Annotated in this window: 17 protein-coding genes, 1 tRNA gene and 1 other RNA gene; 15 read left to right on the forward strand and 4 right to left on the reverse strand. The window is 38.3% G+C overall.

The window, feature by feature from the left end:
• The first annotated feature begins 100 nt into the window (after nucleotides 1-100).
• Nucleotides 101-550 (forward strand): AAA family ATPase, encoded by a 450-nt coding sequence (locus tag M3Z76_RS17455; RefSeq protein WP_363319901.1) that lies wholly within the window; start codon nucleotides 101-103, stop codon nucleotides 548-550.
• Between the two features lie 106 nt (nucleotides 551-656).
• Here the strand turns inward: M3Z76_RS17455 and M3Z76_RS17460 are convergent, their stop codons facing one another.
• Nucleotides 657-1,205: a histidine phosphatase family protein gene (locus M3Z76_RS17460; protein WP_293929256.1), complete on the reverse strand. Its 549-nt coding sequence runs from the start codon at nucleotides 1,203-1,205 to the stop codon at nucleotides 657-659.
• On the reverse strand, nucleotides 1,202-1,702 hold the full coding sequence (gene tadA / locus M3Z76_RS17465) for a tRNA adenosine(34) deaminase TadA (RefSeq protein WP_293929258.1): 501 nt from the start codon (nucleotides 1,700-1,702) through the stop codon (nucleotides 1,202-1,204). The genes M3Z76_RS17460 and tadA overlap by 4 nt, the downstream gene beginning before the upstream one ends.
• Nucleotides 1,703-1,827: 125 nt before the next feature.
• Between tadA and M3Z76_RS17470 the strand changes: the two genes are divergently transcribed.
• Nucleotides 1,828-2,463: a deoxynucleoside kinase gene (locus M3Z76_RS17470; RefSeq protein ID WP_293929259.1), complete on the forward strand. Its 636-nt coding sequence runs from the start codon at nucleotides 1,828-1,830 to the stop codon at nucleotides 2,461-2,463.
• 2 nt (nucleotides 2,464-2,465) lie between these two features.
• Complete coding sequence (locus M3Z76_RS17475; protein ID WP_293929280.1) at nucleotides 2,466-3,134, forward strand: deoxynucleoside kinase; 669 nt, start codon at nucleotides 2,466-2,468, stop codon at nucleotides 3,132-3,134.
• Nucleotides 3,135-3,324: 190 nt separating this feature from the next.
• Here the strand turns inward: M3Z76_RS17475 and M3Z76_RS17480 are convergent, their stop codons facing one another.
• Nucleotides 3,325-3,711: a helix-turn-helix domain-containing protein gene (locus tag M3Z76_RS17480; protein WP_293929260.1), complete on the reverse strand. Its 387-nt coding sequence runs from the start codon at nucleotides 3,709-3,711 to the stop codon at nucleotides 3,325-3,327.
• Between the two features lie 224 nt (nucleotides 3,712-3,935).
• Between M3Z76_RS17480 and M3Z76_RS17485 the strand changes: the two genes are divergently transcribed.
• From M3Z76_RS17485 to rsiV, 6 genes are all read left to right on the forward strand, one after another.
• Entirely contained in the window at nucleotides 3,936-5,228 is a 1,293-nt protein-coding gene (locus M3Z76_RS17485; RefSeq protein WP_293929261.1) for an amidohydrolase, read from the forward strand.
• Nucleotides 5,225-6,670, forward strand: a complete 1,446-nt coding sequence (locus M3Z76_RS17490) for a M20 family metallopeptidase (RefSeq protein ID WP_363319902.1) — start codon at nucleotides 5,225-5,227, stop codon at nucleotides 6,668-6,670. The genes M3Z76_RS17485 and M3Z76_RS17490 overlap by 4 nt, the downstream gene beginning before the upstream one ends.
• A gap of 267 nt (nucleotides 6,671-6,937) precedes the next feature.
• The gene (locus tag M3Z76_RS17495; RefSeq protein WP_293929262.1) at nucleotides 6,938-8,203 is read left to right on the forward strand and encodes a helix-turn-helix domain-containing protein; all 1,266 of its coding nucleotides are present in this window, start codon (nucleotides 6,938-6,940) and stop codon (nucleotides 8,201-8,203) included.
• 196 nt (nucleotides 8,204-8,399) lie between these two features.
• Nucleotides 8,400-8,954, forward strand: coding sequence for an LOG family protein (locus M3Z76_RS17500; RefSeq protein ID WP_293929264.1), 555 nt, complete (start codon nucleotides 8,400-8,402; stop codon nucleotides 8,952-8,954).
• Nucleotides 8,955-9,143: 189 nt separating this feature from the next.
• A complete protein-coding gene (locus tag M3Z76_RS17505) occupies nucleotides 9,144-9,641 on the forward strand; it encodes an RNA polymerase sigma factor SigV (protein WP_293929266.1) in 498 nt (165 codons plus the stop codon).
• 2 nt (nucleotides 9,642-9,643) lie between these two features.
• Nucleotides 9,644-10,519: an anti-sigma-V factor RsiV gene (gene rsiV / locus M3Z76_RS17510; RefSeq protein WP_293929284.1), complete on the forward strand. Its 876-nt coding sequence runs from the start codon at nucleotides 9,644-9,646 to the stop codon at nucleotides 10,517-10,519.
• A gap of 91 nt (nucleotides 10,520-10,610) precedes the next feature.
• Here rsiV and M3Z76_RS17515 read toward each other — a convergent pair.
• Nucleotides 10,611-10,703 (reverse strand) — tRNA-Ser (locus M3Z76_RS17515).
• A gap of 152 nt (nucleotides 10,704-10,855) precedes the next feature.
• Between M3Z76_RS17515 and ffs the strand changes: the two genes are divergently transcribed.
• The 6 genes from ffs to M3Z76_RS17545 all read left to right on the forward strand — a co-directional run bounded on the left by ffs (nucleotide 10,856) and on the right by M3Z76_RS17545 (nucleotide 14,572).
• Nucleotides 10,856-11,123, forward strand: an RNA gene (gene ffs, locus M3Z76_RS17520) — signal recognition particle sRNA large type.
• A gap of 121 nt (nucleotides 11,124-11,244) precedes the next feature.
• On the forward strand, nucleotides 11,245-12,966 hold the full coding sequence (gene dnaX / locus M3Z76_RS17525; RefSeq protein WP_293929268.1) for a DNA polymerase III subunit gamma/tau: 1,722 nt from the start codon (nucleotides 11,245-11,247) through the stop codon (nucleotides 12,964-12,966).
• Nucleotides 12,967-12,998: 32 nt separating this feature from the next.
• Nucleotides 12,999-13,313, forward strand: a complete 315-nt coding sequence (locus M3Z76_RS17530; RefSeq protein ID WP_293929270.1) for a YbaB/EbfC family nucleoid-associated protein — start codon at nucleotides 12,999-13,001, stop codon at nucleotides 13,311-13,313.
• Between the two features lie 10 nt (nucleotides 13,314-13,323).
• Nucleotides 13,324-13,920 carry a recombination mediator RecR gene (recR, locus tag M3Z76_RS17535; protein ID WP_293929273.1) on the forward strand — a complete coding sequence of 199 codons (597 nt, stop codon included), beginning with the start codon at nucleotides 13,324-13,326 and terminating at the stop codon, nucleotides 13,918-13,920.
• Nucleotides 13,921-13,932: 12 nt separating this feature from the next.
• On the forward strand, nucleotides 13,933-14,148 hold the full coding sequence (locus tag M3Z76_RS17540) for a YaaL family protein (RefSeq protein WP_293929274.1): 216 nt from the start codon (nucleotides 13,933-13,935) through the stop codon (nucleotides 14,146-14,148).
• A gap of 181 nt (nucleotides 14,149-14,329) precedes the next feature.
• On the forward strand, nucleotides 14,330-14,572 hold the full coding sequence (locus M3Z76_RS17545) for a pro-sigmaK processing inhibitor BofA family protein (RefSeq protein ID WP_293929285.1): 243 nt from the start codon (nucleotides 14,330-14,332) through the stop codon (nucleotides 14,570-14,572).
• Nucleotides 14,573-14,971 lie beyond the last annotated feature (399 nt).

Genomic DNA, 14,971 nt, shown 5'->3' on the forward strand with positions numbered 1-14,971 from the left:
AAATGTGAAGCAATATAGCGTTTACTATCATTCATATTTCTTTCAATACTATTTTGTGAAATGAAGAGTTTTCATGCTAAAAGAAGGTGGGGATACTAGAGTGGTAAAAGTATTATTAACTGGCATGTCGGGTGTTGGGAAGACAACGATACTTGACCATCTTAATCAAGATGGTCATCTAACAATTGACTTAGATTATAATGGTTGGATTTTCTTTGATGGTACAATGGATGTACAAAGAATTCTGGATTACATTAACCATAATAGAAACAAAAGTATTTTCCTTGCAGGCACTGCAATCAACCAAAAAGAAATCTATCCTTATTTAGATTTTGTCATTACGCTCACAGCTCCTTTAGAGGTAATGAAAGAAAGAATTCAAGCTAGAGAAAATAATTCTTTTGGGAAAAGTGAGGAAGAATGGGCAAAGGTAGTCGATGATAAAATTCACTTTGAAGCTCGTATCATTCAAAGCAGCGATTTGACAATCTCTACAGATAAATCTATTCATGATGTGATGAAAGAAATTCACAGCTCAATAGGATTTTAAACAGAGGTTGATGGGGAGATGTGACAAATGGAGCCGATAATATGAGCATCAATTTCTCAAATAATCGGCTTTTCGTCGGGCTCTTTGATTACAATTGTTATAGCATTTAGTGGGCTGTGTAGTTAAACAACAGTAGCTGATTTTGTTGAATAATTGTGAGTGCGGTATTGTCCATACGAGGAAGGTCATAGCCGAAAAGCTGCAGCAAGCGTCGTAGCAGGTCACCGTGACTAACTACAAGTATTCGTTTATTTGGGTATGTTTGTTTGACATCATCTAAAAAGGATTGGCAACGAGCGATAATTTCTTGTTCTGGCTCAATGCCCAATTCCAAGTTTCGCCAATGTAAGCCCCATTGTGCAATACGATCTTGCTCCGTTGTACCTTCCATTAAGCCTGTCCCAATTTCACATAAGCGCATATCTGTTTGTACAGATATTGTGTTAAACTGCTGTGCGATGATTTCAGCTGTTTGCTGTGCACGTGCTAAAGGGCTAGTGAAAATAGCGTCCCAATGTTCATCTGCTAATTTTTTTGCTAGTAGCTGTGCACTAACTATACCATCCTGATGTAGTGGAATATCGAGCCGACCTTGTTCTCGGCCTTCTTTATTCCATGCAGTAATGCCGTGCCGTATAAAGCCTAGCGTTGTCATTGTAGCTCACGCCGCCCCTGTTTCTCAGCTTTTTTACGTGCTCGTAATGTACGAAAGAAGTCCGTTAAAATTTGCCCACACTCTTCAGCTAAAACGCCTTCAACTACGTCGCACTCATGGTTAAAACGCTCATCGTTAAGCAAACGATATAAAGAATCAACACAGCCTGCCTTCATATCACGTGCCCCATATACAACACGTGGCACTCTCGATTGTAAAATAGCCCCCGCGCACATTGGGCAGGGCTCTAATGTGACATATAAAGTCGTATCCTCTAAACGCCAGCTTCCGATTTTTTCACATGCTTGTTGAATTGCTAACAGCTCTGCATGTGTCACAGCATTTTGCGTCGTTTCACGCAAATTATGAGCACGTGCAATGATTTCTTCATTATGTACAAGAATGGCTCCGATTGGTACTTCTCCTTTTGCCCCTGCTTTTTGTGCTTCAATAAGTGCCTGCTGCATAAAATAGCGGTCTTTTTCAAATACGTCCATTTTCATCGCTCCTTAATGTCATTGTAGCAGAGTGCCAGGCACACACACAATTCTCACACAATTTAGCGTGTCTATGATACAATGAAAAGCATTGATGAATTCGAAATTAAGAGGAGGAACTTTTCGTGACAGTTCCATTTATAACAATAGAAGGTCCGATTGGTGTTGGCAAAACATCTTTATCTAATGCTGTCTCATCGCATTTTACATATCATTTATTGAAGGAAATTGTTGATGAAAATCCGTTTCTAGGGAAGTTTTATGAAAATATTAGCGAGTGGAGCTTTCAGACGGAGATGTTCTTTTTATGTAATCGCTACAAACAGCTAACTGATATTAAACAGTATTTAGCAGGAGAGCAAAAGCCAGTTGTTGCAGATTATCATATTTTTAAAAATTTAATTTTTGCTAAACGCACACTACAGCCTACAGAATATGAAAAGTATGAGGCGATTTATAAAATTTTAACGGCTGATATGCCTGTACCAAATATGGTCGTTTATTTGCATGCAAGTGTTGATACGTTAATGAAGCGTATAGCAAAGCGTGGTCGAGAGTTTGAAAAAAATATTACACGCGAATATATGGAGCAGCTAGCGGCGGATTATCATGAGTTTATCCAGCATTTTGTGAAGATGCATCCAGAAATCCCTGTGATCCAGCTAAACGGTGATGAAATTGATTTTGTAGAAAATGAAGCTGATTTACAAAATGTATTGCAAATAATAGAAGACAAGTTAAAACAAAGGAGTATACAGTAGTGATAAATTTACGAGAAAAGTACGGAATTCCAGCAAATGCAGTGGTTACAATTGCAGGAACAGTAGGTGTAGGGAAATCAACAATGACGAAGGCGTTAGCAGAAGCTTTGCAATTCCGCACATCTTTTGAAAAGGTTGATACAAATCCATATTTAGACAAATTTTATGAGGACTTTGAGAAATGGAGCTTCCATTTACAAGTTTATTTTTTAGCGGAGCGTTTTAAGGAGCAAAAGCGCATTTTTGAATATGGAGGCGGCTTTATTCAAGATCGTTCCATTTACGAGGATACAGGCATTTTTGCGAAAATGCATTATGATAAAGGAACAATGAATCCAACAGACTATGAAACGTATACGAATTTATTTGATGCGATGGTTATGACGCCATATTTCCCACATCCAGATTTACTTGTCTATTTAGAAGGGCCTGTTGATGATATTATTGGACGCATTCAAGAGCGTGGTCGCGCGATGGAGCAGCAAACACCGCATGCATATTGGTATGAAATGCATGAGCGTTACGAAAATTGGATTAATAATTTCAATGCTTGCCCTGTGCTACGCTTAAATATTAATGATTATGATTTGATGGCGAATCCAGAGCAAGTTGAAGGCATCGTAGAGCGCATCGCTTACATGATGGAGCAAACTTTACATTTGAGAAAATAATATTTGATAAAATACCTACTAGTGCTTCACCCCAACATTTTGGGGTGATTTTTTATGGCAAAATATATAACGATTCAACCAAATACCTAAAGGCAAAAAGCATATGCAATTTTCAGCAATGTCCCATTATGAAATTAATAGAGAAGCGTCCACAAGTCGATTGAGACTAAAAATAGCCCGAATATAGCAATTAACTATTCGGGCCATTTTTCTTTGTTTGAGCGTCTATCGTATCTAAAAATTCACGTGTAATGCGTACAACATATTTTACTTCACTTAAATCTCGGTCTCTTAGTAATGACTGGTGAATATCAAGCATTAAATTCTTTTCCTCGATATCTGTCGTACCCGACAATTTATGAAAATTAAATAGTTCATCAGGCGCAATGTCGAGCGCTTTGATTAAACTTTCTAGTGTCGTTAATGTGATATTTGATTGACCATTTTCGATATTGGAAAGTCGCCCTTTACTAAAGCCCATTTTCCCTGTTCTTTCAGCTACTTGATCTTGACTCAATCCTTTTGCTATTCGAATGGTGCGAAGCTGTTCTCCTACTAGCTTTAAAAAATCCGACATGTCATTTCACCTCTAATTTAAAAGCTAGAGAAAAACATTTCAAATGCATATACCTATAAAAAGGTACAATTAATAAGATGTTTATTTATAATGGTACTTTTCTGTGCGTAATATACTTTTCACCAGATGGTGCCCGATTTATTTCAATTGTCGGAATATTAAGTTTAGTGTACTCTTTATATAAGGTATTGAATTTAGCATTCAAATAAGGTGGGAATAAATAAATGATTCAACTATCAAAAAATTACTTAAATACATTATCAGCATGGCGCAGAGATTTTCATCGTTATCCAGAGCCAGGGTGGTTGGAGTTTCGCACGACAGCAAAAATAGCTGATCAATTGGAGGCATGGGGCTATACAGTACATGTCGGTCAAGAGTTAGTCGTTGGTGAGCGCATGGGACTCCCTAATCAAAAGGAAATGGCATCGTTTTTCGAACGAGCAAAAAATCTTGGGGCGAATGAAAAGTGGCTCGAAAAAATGGCAGGTGGCTATACAGGAGCACTTGCGGTTTTAGAAACGGGAAAACCAGGACCAACTGTGCTATTCCGTATCGATATTGATGCATTGCCGATTTTGGAAACGACAAATGATAAACATATTCCACAGCGGCTTGATTTTCGTTCATTAAATGAAGGCTATATGCATGCGTGTGGTCATGATAGTCATGCAACAATTGGTCTTGGACTAGCAGAGCAAATGATGCAGCATCGCAATAAGCTAACGGGAACGATTAAAATTTTATTCCAGCCAGCGGAGGAGGGCGTGCGTGGGGCAGCTGCACTCGTTGAATCAGAGCTGTTAAATGATATTGATTATTTATTTGCATTACATATCGGGACAGGTGTTGAAAAGGGCGTATTTGTCGCAGGAACGGATGGTTTTTTAGCAACCTCTAAATATGATGTAACGTTTGAAGGGGTTGCAGCACATGCAGGGGCTTTCCCAGAGCAGGGGAAAAATGCACTTCTAGCAAGTGCGCAGGCCGCGCTCGCTTTACATGCTCTACCCCCACATAGCGATGGCTCGAGCCGTGTAAATGTTGGTACACTACATGCGGGTGCAGGGCGTAATATCATAGCAGCAAATGCCAAAATGCAGCTTGAGCTACGAGGCGAAACAACAGAAATCAATGCCTTTTATGAGCAGCAAATGCGCAATATTTTAGAAGGCATTGCAACGATGTATGATATTAAAGTGCATTATGAAAAGGTTGGCAGTGCAGTCAGTGTGCCATCAGATCGACAGCTAGCTGAAAAATTAGCACAAGTAACAAAAGCGCTAAACATTCCAACAATTGATTATCAATATTTTAATGCAGGCTCAGAGGACGCGACATTTTTAATGGAAAAAGTACAGAAAAGTGGCGGTTTAGCTACATATTCTATTATAGGAACGAATTTAGCCGCAGGACATCATAATGAATGCTTTGATATCGAGGAAGACGATATGTTACCAGCCATTGAAGCATGGTTAAATATGTTAGTAAGTCTCTGTGAGGAGGATATGAAATGACAGTGATGGCACTGGAAACGATGCAGGAGCTTGAATCTTATATAAATAAGTATCAGGAGGGGATACTTGCGCTCGCTGATCAAATTTGGGAGATTGCTGAAACACGCTTTGAGGAGTACCAATCTGTAGAGACATTAATTGCTTATTTAAAGGGTCAAGGCTTCGAGGTAGAAGTAGGTATTGCTGGAATGGCAACAGCCTTTGTTGCCAAGTATGGCTCAACTGGTCCTGTAATTGGCATTTTAGGTGAATACGATGCATTGCCAGGACTAAGCCAAAAAGAAGGGACACCAATTCAGGAGGCCATTATAGAGGGAGCAAATGGCCATGGCTGTGGGCATAATTTACTTGGAACAGCGGGTATTGCCGCAGCGCTTGCATTAAAGGAATGGATTGATGCTGGAAAAGTGCAAGGGCAAATTTATTACTACGGCTGCCCTGCTGAGGAAGGTGGCTCCGGTAAAACATTTATGGTGCGCGAAGGGGCATTCGCTGATGTTGATATAGCATTAACTTGGCATCCGCATTCATTTGCTAGCGTTTTTAATTATTCTTCGTTAGCAAACTATCAAGTATATTTTGAGTTTGAAGGAATTGCCTCACATGCTGCCAATTCGCCAGAGCTTGGTCGCAGCGCATTAGATGCGGTGGAATTAATGAATGTCGGTGTCAATTATTTACGTGAGCATGTACCATCGAATGTGCGCCTGCATTATGCAATTACCAATACAGGTGGTATGTCACCAAATGTTGTGCAGGCACATGCAGAAGTATTGTATTTAATTCGTGGTAAAAATATAAAAGAAGTTGAAGAAATTTATCAGCGTGTTGTTAAAATCGCTGAAGGCGCAGCACTTATGACAGAAACGAAGGTCAAAGTGAAGTTTGATAAAGCCTGCTCCAACTATTTACCAAACGATACTGTAAACCAGCTATTGTATAAAAATTTGCAAGCTGTAGGGTTACCGACATATACAGAGCAAGAGCTTGTTTATGCACAGCAAATGAAGCAAACATTAACGGGAAATGAAGTACAAGCAGCCAAGAATGAAGTGCTATCCATTGCGGGTACACAGTCGATTAACACTATAGAGGAGCAGCCTTTTTTAAATATGGTCATCCCATATGGAAAATCGGACAAAACAATGGCTGGTTCAACAGATGTTGCTGATGTAAGCTGGGTTGTACCAACAGCTCAATTTTTCACTCCTTGCTTTGTTTTCGGCACGCCTCTGCATACATGGCAGCTTGTGTCACAAGGAAAAACGTCTATTGCTCATAAAGGCTTACTCTATGCAGCGAAAGTTATGGCATTAACAGCCTTTGACTTATTGCAACAGCCTGAATTAATTAAACAGGCAAAACAAGAGCATGCAATCGAAACAAAGGGCTCCTATATCAATCCAATTCCAGCACATGTAAAGCCAAATATGAATAAATAAGAGAAGCTTGCCTGATTTTCAGGCAGGCTTTTATTAATAAGTAAAATAAGAATAAAAATAAAACAAATCAAAAATAATGCTATTGAGGTGGTCTAAATGCAAATTATTTTGTGTATATGTAAAATAATTTCGAAATAATATTGTTGAGTACAGTTTTTTGTAATATGTTGGAGATAGCTGATACTTTAGTATTATTGGAATGTGATATAATTCAATAAGTACCTTACTATTTGGTTGAAGCTACCACTTTAAGCGTACTGAAATGAGGTGGACCTTTTGCACATAGGTAATAGAATAAGAAAAATAAGGATGCTAAAAGGCTTTTCTCGTGAGTATGTTTATACAGGTATTGTATCCAATTCTCATTTTAGCAATATTGAAAAGGGGAGATATCAACCTCCAACTGAGACATTGCGATTAATGGCTAAAAGGTTAGATGTACCTTCACATTATTTAACAGACTTTTATGAGGATGATTCAGAAATTGTGGAGGTTATTGAATGTATAGAGAGCTATATCAAAAAGCATCAATTCCAGCAAGCGCAAAGTATATTCAATAAGTACCAAGAAAAGCTTACATACGTGTCCTCAGTTTGGCAGGAGCTCAATTTAAACCTTCTACGTTTTGATGTTTACGCTAACCTCCATCAAAATGATGAGGCAAAGAAGCTGTTTGAACGAGAGCTGCAGGGCATCATAGATTTACAGGATGTTCCTCCAGAGCTGCAATATAAGTATTTAAAAATATGTGGCACATACTTTTTCATGCAAAAAGATTATGAACAAAGCTTGTTGCATTATCAGCAAGCATTAAATAGTTCATATGCTGTTGCTGACCAAATACCAGTTCGTTACAATTTAGCATTGTGTTATTACCAATTGGGGAATATAGAAAAGGCGTGCAATAGCTTAAATAAAGTACTCCACTACGAATTGCGCATCCAAAACTGGATTGCAGCAATCCATTCCTATAATTTATTTGGTGCTCTATTTCAAAAGGAAAAAGACTATCAACAGGCACAAAGCTATTATCAATATGGCATTGCACTAAGTGAATTAATCCAGTTAAAAGAAGTTTTGATTATTGGGAAGCTTTATCATAATTTAGGTCTAGTGTATTTCGAACAGGAAAATTATGAAGAGGCTGAAAAAATGCTGTTGCATTGTTTAGAGCTTAGAAAAGATGCTCCACAAGTAGATAAGGTCAAAACAATTTATTTGTTAATTAATATTTATATTAAACAAGGTAGCTTAAACAGAGCAGATGATAAGCTAGAGCAATATAAGGCGGTTATACCTAATTCGCTAGTAATCTTTTCACAAGCAAAGATTGCTTATGCACAGCAAAACTATGATGATTTCGAGCAATATATTTTACAAGCAATGCGCCTTTTTGAAGAGGAAAAGGAAGACGTTTATTTAGTAGAGGCGCTTGAATACTATATTCCTTATTTAGAGGAAAAACGCAAATATAAGCAAGCATATGAATTATTAAAAAGGTATCACTATATTAAAAATAAAGGAGTTATGTAAAATGAAAAAATGGATTTTAGTATTAGCTTTATTATTAGTGAGTGTTCCGATGTCTAACGAGGTTGCCCCATTAAATGATGTCGACCTTGGCAACCCAAAGTAAAATGTAATTATTTCGTTAAATATTTCTACAGCAACTAGTCATGCACCTACCTTGTCTATTAATATAATAGAAGAAAAGGTAGGTGCATTTTTAATGAATATAGCAGTTTATTGTGGTTCACAAATCGGGAAATCGGACATATATAAAGAGGCGGCAGCACAGCTTGGCACAGCCTTAGCAAACGCGGGGCATGGTGTTATTTATGGGGGTTCTAATATTGGTTTAATGGGACAAGTGGCAGATGCGGCATTGCACGCGGGTGGCAAAGTAATTGGTGTGATGCCTACACATTTACAGCAGCGTGAGATTGCTCATACAAGCTTAACGGAAATTCACTTTGTTGAATCGATGCATGTACGAAAGGCAAAGATGGTGGAATTAGCGGATGCATTTATTGCATTGCCAGGTGGTTGCGGCACACTTGATGAGTATTTTGAAGTTTTCACTTGGGCGCAAATTGGCTTACATGAAAAGCCTGTCATTTTATACAATGTGAACGGCTTTTACGACGCCATCGCACAACATTTTGAAAAGATGCTAGATGAAGGCTTTATACGAGCAGAGCAACGCAGCTTATTACATATTACAACATCTGCACAGCAAATCATCGACATTTTAGAGGCTAGTATAAAAATTGATATAACTTAACTTGGCGGTAAATTCCAAAAATGTTAAACCGATCGTATTTTGGTTTAACATTTTTCTTTTTGCCCTAGCTTCTTTTTTAGTGCAAACCATGTTAAATTGTATGTGTGCCTGGCACCAAAACAATTTAAACTTTTTTATAAACTTATCCGTCTAGTAGTTGTATACATTAAAAAAAGGAGTATTTCGGAAATGAGTAATTCGCGCGCGGAACAAAATTTAATAACATTTATCCGAAACAACAAGGAGCGCTTTTATTATCTTGCTTATAGCTATACAAAAAATGAGCAGGATGCGTTAGATGTTGTGCAGGACAGTATTCAAAAAGCATTACAATCTCTTCATACATTGCAAAATGAAGATCAAATGAGGAGCTGGTTTTATAAAATTGTCGTGCGCACAGCTATCGATTTCCTCCGTAAGCATAAGCGTCAACAGGTAATGGAAGATGACAAACTTGTGCACTTAACGCCACAGCAAATCGACACGTATGAAAATACGGATCTAGAAATAGCGCTAGATAACTTACCGACCGTTTATCGAGAAGTCGTTATTTTACGTTATTTCGAAGATTTAAAAATAGAGGATGTTGCAAGGGTGTTAGATACAAATATTAGCACAATTAAATCCAGATTGTATAAGGCGTTAAAGCTATTAAGGATACAACTACAAGAGGAAGAAGGTTTGTAATGATGGATGAGCGTTTAAAAAAGCTAGAGCAGCAATATAAAGATGTACCGATACCTAAAAATCTTGATTTGATAGTAGAAACAAGCTTGAAGCAACGACCAAAAAGACGTGCCCCAAAATGGATTTTAGGCGCAGTTGCTGCAACAGCTATATTTACTGCTGGCTTAAATATTAATCCAGCAATGGCGAAAAACTTAATAGGTGTACCATTGCTAGGTGATGTAGTAAGCGTCCTCACATTTGTTAGCTATGAGGTGGAAGAGGACACATATTCAGCAAATATTGCTGTTCCAAAAATTGCTGGAAAATCAGAAGAAATAGCCGCATTAAATGAAAAATATGCAGCAGAAGGCAAGGCATTATTTGAGCAATTTGAAAAAGACGTTGACTGGATGAATTCAAATGAAGGTGGTCATTTAGGTGTAGATAGTGGCTATATCGTTGCAACAGATACAGAGCAAATTTTATCAATCGGTCGCTATGTAGTAGAAATGGTCGGGTCTTCATCGACTGTTATGAAATATGATACGATTGATAAGCAAAAGGAAATTGTTATTACATTACCAAGCTTATTTAAAGACGATGCTTATGTAGAGAAGATTAGCACTTATATCGCAGACCAAATGCGACAAGAAATGAAAGCGACAAATCAAGATAAAATGTACTGGGTAAGCGGTGCAGGTCTTGAGGATGAAAGCTTAGTGGACCTCTTTACAAAAATTAAAGCAGATCAAAACTTCTATATTACAGAGCAAGGTAAGCTTGTTATTGTTTTTGATAAATATGAAGTGGCACCTGGTTATATGGGTGTTGTAGAATTTGAAATACCGACAGATGTACTGCAAGACACACTTGTAAGCAACGAATATATTCATTAACAAATAAGAGAAGCTATCCAAATTTAGATAGCTTCTCTTATTTACATTAAAAAACCGCTACATAATAGTAGCGGTTGGAATTTTAAAAATATGGCGGAGGAAGAGGGATTCGAACCCCCGCGCGGTGTAACCCGCCTGTCGGTTTTCAAGACCGATCCCTTCAGCCGGACTTGGGTATTCCTCCGTATAGATGTCTTATCGACAAGAATTAGAATATCATGTATTGAAATCATGGTCAAGTATTTTTTGAAGAAATTATTTGATTTAGTAGTATACATTAAATTCCTATGTGTAATCCGTTGCTTTTTCTACTTTATATGAGTATACTTATAAATGCCGTGCTAGATGGGGAGGTAGCGGTGCCCTGTAACTTGCAATCCGCTCTAGCAAGATTGAATTCCTTTTCTGAGGCTGTCCGTATTGTTTGGTCTGCCTTTTGCACGTAGTGTTGACGGTTGGGTCCTGCGCAATGGGTACCCATGAACTATGTCAGGTCCGGAAGGAAGCAGCATTAAGTGGTTTCACTCATGTGCCGCGGGGTAGCCTAACCTGAGCTGTCGACAAGAGTAACGCTTATGTGCGGCTGTCGAAGGAAGGTGCACGGCATTAAATTGCCAATTATAGCGCATCCATCTCATTATGATGGATGCGCTTTTTTTAAAGAAAAAATTATATAATTAGTGCTATACTATAGCTAATGAATTCAAACAAAGGAGAGGAAACCGTTGACGTATCAAGCATTTTATCGTGTCTATCGCCCTCAGTCTTTTCGGGAAATGTCAGGGCAGGTACATATAAAAAGAACGCTACAAAATGCCCTCCTCGCAAATAAAACAACGCATGCGTATCTTTTTTCGGGTCCGCGTGGTACAGGGAAAACGAGTACGGCTAGAATTTTTGCGAAAACTTTAAACTGTGAGCATGCCCCAACGAGTGAGCCATGTAATGAATGTGCTACGTGTAAAAGCATTACAGAAGGCTCCCACCCAGATATTATTGAATTCGATGCAGCCTCTAACTCACGCGTAGAAGAAATGCGCGATGTAATCGAAAAAGTTCATTTTACACCAGCAAATGCACGCTTTAAAGTTTATATTATTGACGAGGTACATATGCTATCGACAAGTGCCTTTAATGCGTTGCTCAAAACATTGGAGGAGCCACCAGCCCATGTCGTATTCGTTTTAGCAACGACAGAACCCCATAAGCTACCAGCCACAATTATTTCACGTTGTCAACGCTTTGATTTTAAACGTTTTTCTTCTATTGATATTTTAGAGCGTTTGAAAGTGGTCTTGGAGGATATTGACCTTCCATTTGAGGAACAAGCATTAAAAGTTATTACACAAGCAGCTGCTGGAGGGATGCGTGATGCATTAAGCTTGTTAGATCAAGTTGTCTCCTTTAGTAAGGATGTTGTGAAAGTTGAGGATGCGCTTTTTGTAACAGGCTCTGTAAGCCAAGACGTGTTTTACGAGCTGACACTTGCGATACAGCAAAAGGATGTAGCAAAAGTATTAGTTTTGTTAGAGCAGCTAGTTGCGGATGGAAAAGAGCCGCTACGCTTAACAGAGGATCTTATTACCTTTTTCCGAGACCTATTACTACTACAGACAGGCGGAGATTTAAGCGAGCTGCTAGAGCTTGTTACAATGGAGGATAAGTTCATTCAATTAGCGCAGCAGTTTTCAGCAGATACGCTGTATGGTTTTATTGATACATTGTCACAAACACAGCAAGAAATGCGCTTTTCGCATCATACGAAAATCTACTTAGAAACAGCTTTATTAAAAATAACGCAATTTACATCAAGCCCCGTAGCAACTGTAGGTGTTAATCCAGCTTTAGAGGAAAAGGTTGTCACATTAGAGAGACTTGTTCAACAGCTGACGGAGCAATTAGCAAATGGCAACCCCGTGCAGCAGGAAAAGCAGGCACCTCGTCAAAGGGCGAAAACGCCGAATGGCTTCAAGCCGCAAACAGGCCGCATTTACGAAGTGCTGAAAGGCGCAACAAAGGAAGACATACAAAAAATCAAATCAGCTTGGGCGCAAGGCTTAAACCAAATGCAAAAATCACAGGCCGCACTTTTAGCAGAAGCAGAGCCCGTTGCAGCATCTTCTAGTGCTTTTGTGTTAAAATTCAAGTATGATATACATTGTCAAATGGTAGCTGAAAATCAATCTTTATTAACGATGTTTACGCAAACATTAGCAGCTCAAATTGGTACAATGTATGAGGTGCTGTGTATTCCAGAAAGCTCGTGGCTTGAGCTACGAGAAAACTTTATTCGTGATAACGGTTTAAATACTAAAAGTAGCGAGCAGGTTCAGGAAGAGGCGCAACCATTTATTGATGATGCACAGCCAATAGCATCTCAGGACCCGTTAATTGTGGAGGCTGAGGCATTATTCGGTAAAGATTTTGTTGAAGTTATCGAGGAATAAATTATTTTGATTAAAATAGGAGGAATTTAATTATGCGTGGTATGGGCAATATGCAAGGTATGATGAAAAAAATGCAAAAAATGCAAAAGGAAATGATGGAGGCGCAGGAGGCTTTAAATGCGCAGCAATTTGAAGGCTCAGCAGGTGGCGGTGTTGTGAAAGTAATCATGAACGGCCAACGCGAAATGCTTGAAGTAAACCTTGATGAATCTGTAGTAGATCCTGAAGATATCGAAATGTTACAAGACTTAATCGTTGTGGCAACGAATGATGCATTGAAAAAAGTAGAAGAAACTACAAATTCAACAATGGGTAAATTCACACAAGGCTTAAACCTTCCATTCTAGGAGGTAGAATATGCACTATCCTGAACCAATTTCAAAGCTTATTGATAGCTTTATGAAACTGCCGGGCATTGGGCCGAAAACTGCGGCTCGTCTGGCATTTTTCGTGTTAACAATGAAGGAAGATACGGTTTTGTCGTTTGCAAAAGCGTTAGTTGATGCAAAGCGTAATTTAATGTACTGTTCCCAATGTGGTCATATAACGGATGTTGATCCATGCCACATCTGCGCAGATAAGCAACGTGACGTATCGATGATTTGTGTAGTACAAGATCCAAAAGATGTTATCGCAATGGAAAAAATGCGTGATTATAATGGAATGTATCACGTATTACATGGCGCAATCTCACCTATTGAAGGTATTGGACCTGAGGATATTAATATTGCTTCTTTATTAACTAGGCTACATGATGAGCGTGTGCAAGAGCTCATTTTAGCAACAAACCCTACAATTGAAGGGGAAGCAACGGCGATGTACATTTCTCGCCTTGTCAAGCCCTCTGGTATTCGAACAACGAGAATCGCTCATGGTTTACCTGTAGGTGGCGACTTGGAGTATGCCGATGAAGTTACTTTATCTAAAGCGCTGGAAGGTAGACGCGAGCTGTAAGGTGTGTGAAGTATGTTTTTTTCTCGAAAAGGAAAATTGAAAAAAGAATTCGATGAAAAATTAGTAAGCCTTATGAAAGAAACAAAGGAAGATTGGCATAATTCGAAAGTGATCGAAGAGTTATCAGATGACTTCAACTTAGACATTGAGGCACAACGAAAAGCTGCTGAGAGTGTGCACTTCTTCTTATTTAAGGAAGCTAGAATTCGCCGAGTAAACCTCAAATAACATATAGCTGTCTGAAAATGGTGCTCCACATGTCATTATTCAGACGGCTATTTTTAATGTATGGTTAATATGTTGCAAATTTAGATGCATGCAATAGAAATAATCACTACAACTTTTGCATATGTTCTGTAGAATACATTTGCAAGGAGTGATTAGTATTTATAAAATACTTGGCATTAGCATGATTTCGCTTTTCGTTCTATTCATCGTAAGTAAGCTGAATTGGACTATGATATTTGAAAAATTAGCGGTTATTTGGTTTAAGCTAGCTTTTGCAGTGATGATTTTGTTTGTTGCTCATTTATTGTTAGCGATGCAAGGTTATGTGCTACCAATTAATATTTTCTCAATAGCAACAGTGACGTTTTTGGGCATACCAGGCATACTATGTATAGCCTTCACAACTTTTTTATTAAATTTTTAAAAAAACTGTTGCGCAAAATTATTTATGATGATAATATAGATAAAGTCGTTAAGGCGATGAGTTAACAAAGAAAAATATTGACTACAGTCTTAAAAGTATGATATATTTTAAAAGTTGCTAATTTGGTGTTGACAGTGATGAAGAGTAATGTTAAACTATTAAAAGTCACTTACCAAATAGGTAAACGAATATGAACCTTGAAAACTGAACAAGCAAGACGTGAATGAATAAAGTTTCATTTATATAGATGAAACATAATTTTGGACATCATAAAGATGCCAGCAAATGTTTTACTGTATCGAAAGCGAAAGCGGTAGATACAAATTTGAGCTTAACTCAAATTCTTTTTATGGAGAGTTTGATCCTGGCTCAGGACGAACGCTGGCGGCGTGCCTAATA

Source organism: Metasolibacillus sp., from assembly GCF_025291715.1.
Taxonomy (GTDB): domain Bacteria; phylum Bacillota; class Bacilli; order Bacillales_A; family Planococcaceae; genus Metasolibacillus; species Metasolibacillus louembei.

What these genes read in the sequence shown, in the direction of transcription:
- M3Z76_RS17500 (WP_293929264.1), top strand. Translation starts at nt 8,400, where the DNA reads ATGAATATAGCAGTTTATTGTGGTTCACAAATCGGGAAATCGGACATA.
- M3Z76_RS17490 (WP_363319902.1), top strand. Translation starts at nt 5,225, where the DNA reads ATGACAGTGATGGCACTGGAAACGATGCAGGAGCTTGAATCTTATATA.
- recR (WP_293929273.1), top strand. Translation starts at nt 13,324, where the DNA reads ATGCACTATCCTGAACCAATTTCAAAGCTTATTGATAGCTTTATGAAA.
- tadA (WP_293929258.1), bottom strand. Translation starts at nt 1,702, where the DNA reads ATGGACGTATTTGAAAAAGACCGCTATTTTATGCAGCAGGCACTTATT.
- M3Z76_RS17540 (WP_293929274.1), top strand. Translation starts at nt 13,933, where the DNA reads ATGTTTTTTTCTCGAAAAGGAAAATTGAAAAAAGAATTCGATGAAAAA.
- rsiV (WP_293929284.1), top strand. Translation starts at nt 9,644, where the DNA reads ATGGATGAGCGTTTAAAAAAGCTAGAGCAGCAATATAAAGATGTACCG.
- M3Z76_RS17460 (WP_293929256.1), bottom strand. Translation starts at nt 1,205, where the DNA reads ATGACAACGCTAGGCTTTATACGGCACGGCATTACTGCATGGAATAAA.
- M3Z76_RS17545 (WP_293929285.1), top strand. Translation starts at nt 14,330, where the DNA reads ATGATTTCGCTTTTCGTTCTATTCATCGTAAGTAAGCTGAATTGGACT.
- M3Z76_RS17485 (WP_293929261.1), top strand. Translation starts at nt 3,936, where the DNA reads ATGATTCAACTATCAAAAAATTACTTAAATACATTATCAGCATGGCGC.
- M3Z76_RS17480 (WP_293929260.1), bottom strand. Translation starts at nt 3,711, where the DNA reads ATGTCGGATTTTTTAAAGCTAGTAGGAGAACAGCTTCGCACCATTCGA.
- M3Z76_RS17505 (WP_293929266.1), top strand. Translation starts at nt 9,144, where the DNA reads ATGAGTAATTCGCGCGCGGAACAAAATTTAATAACATTTATCCGAAAC.
- M3Z76_RS17530 (WP_293929270.1), top strand. Translation starts at nt 12,999, where the DNA reads ATGCGTGGTATGGGCAATATGCAAGGTATGATGAAAAAAATGCAAAAA.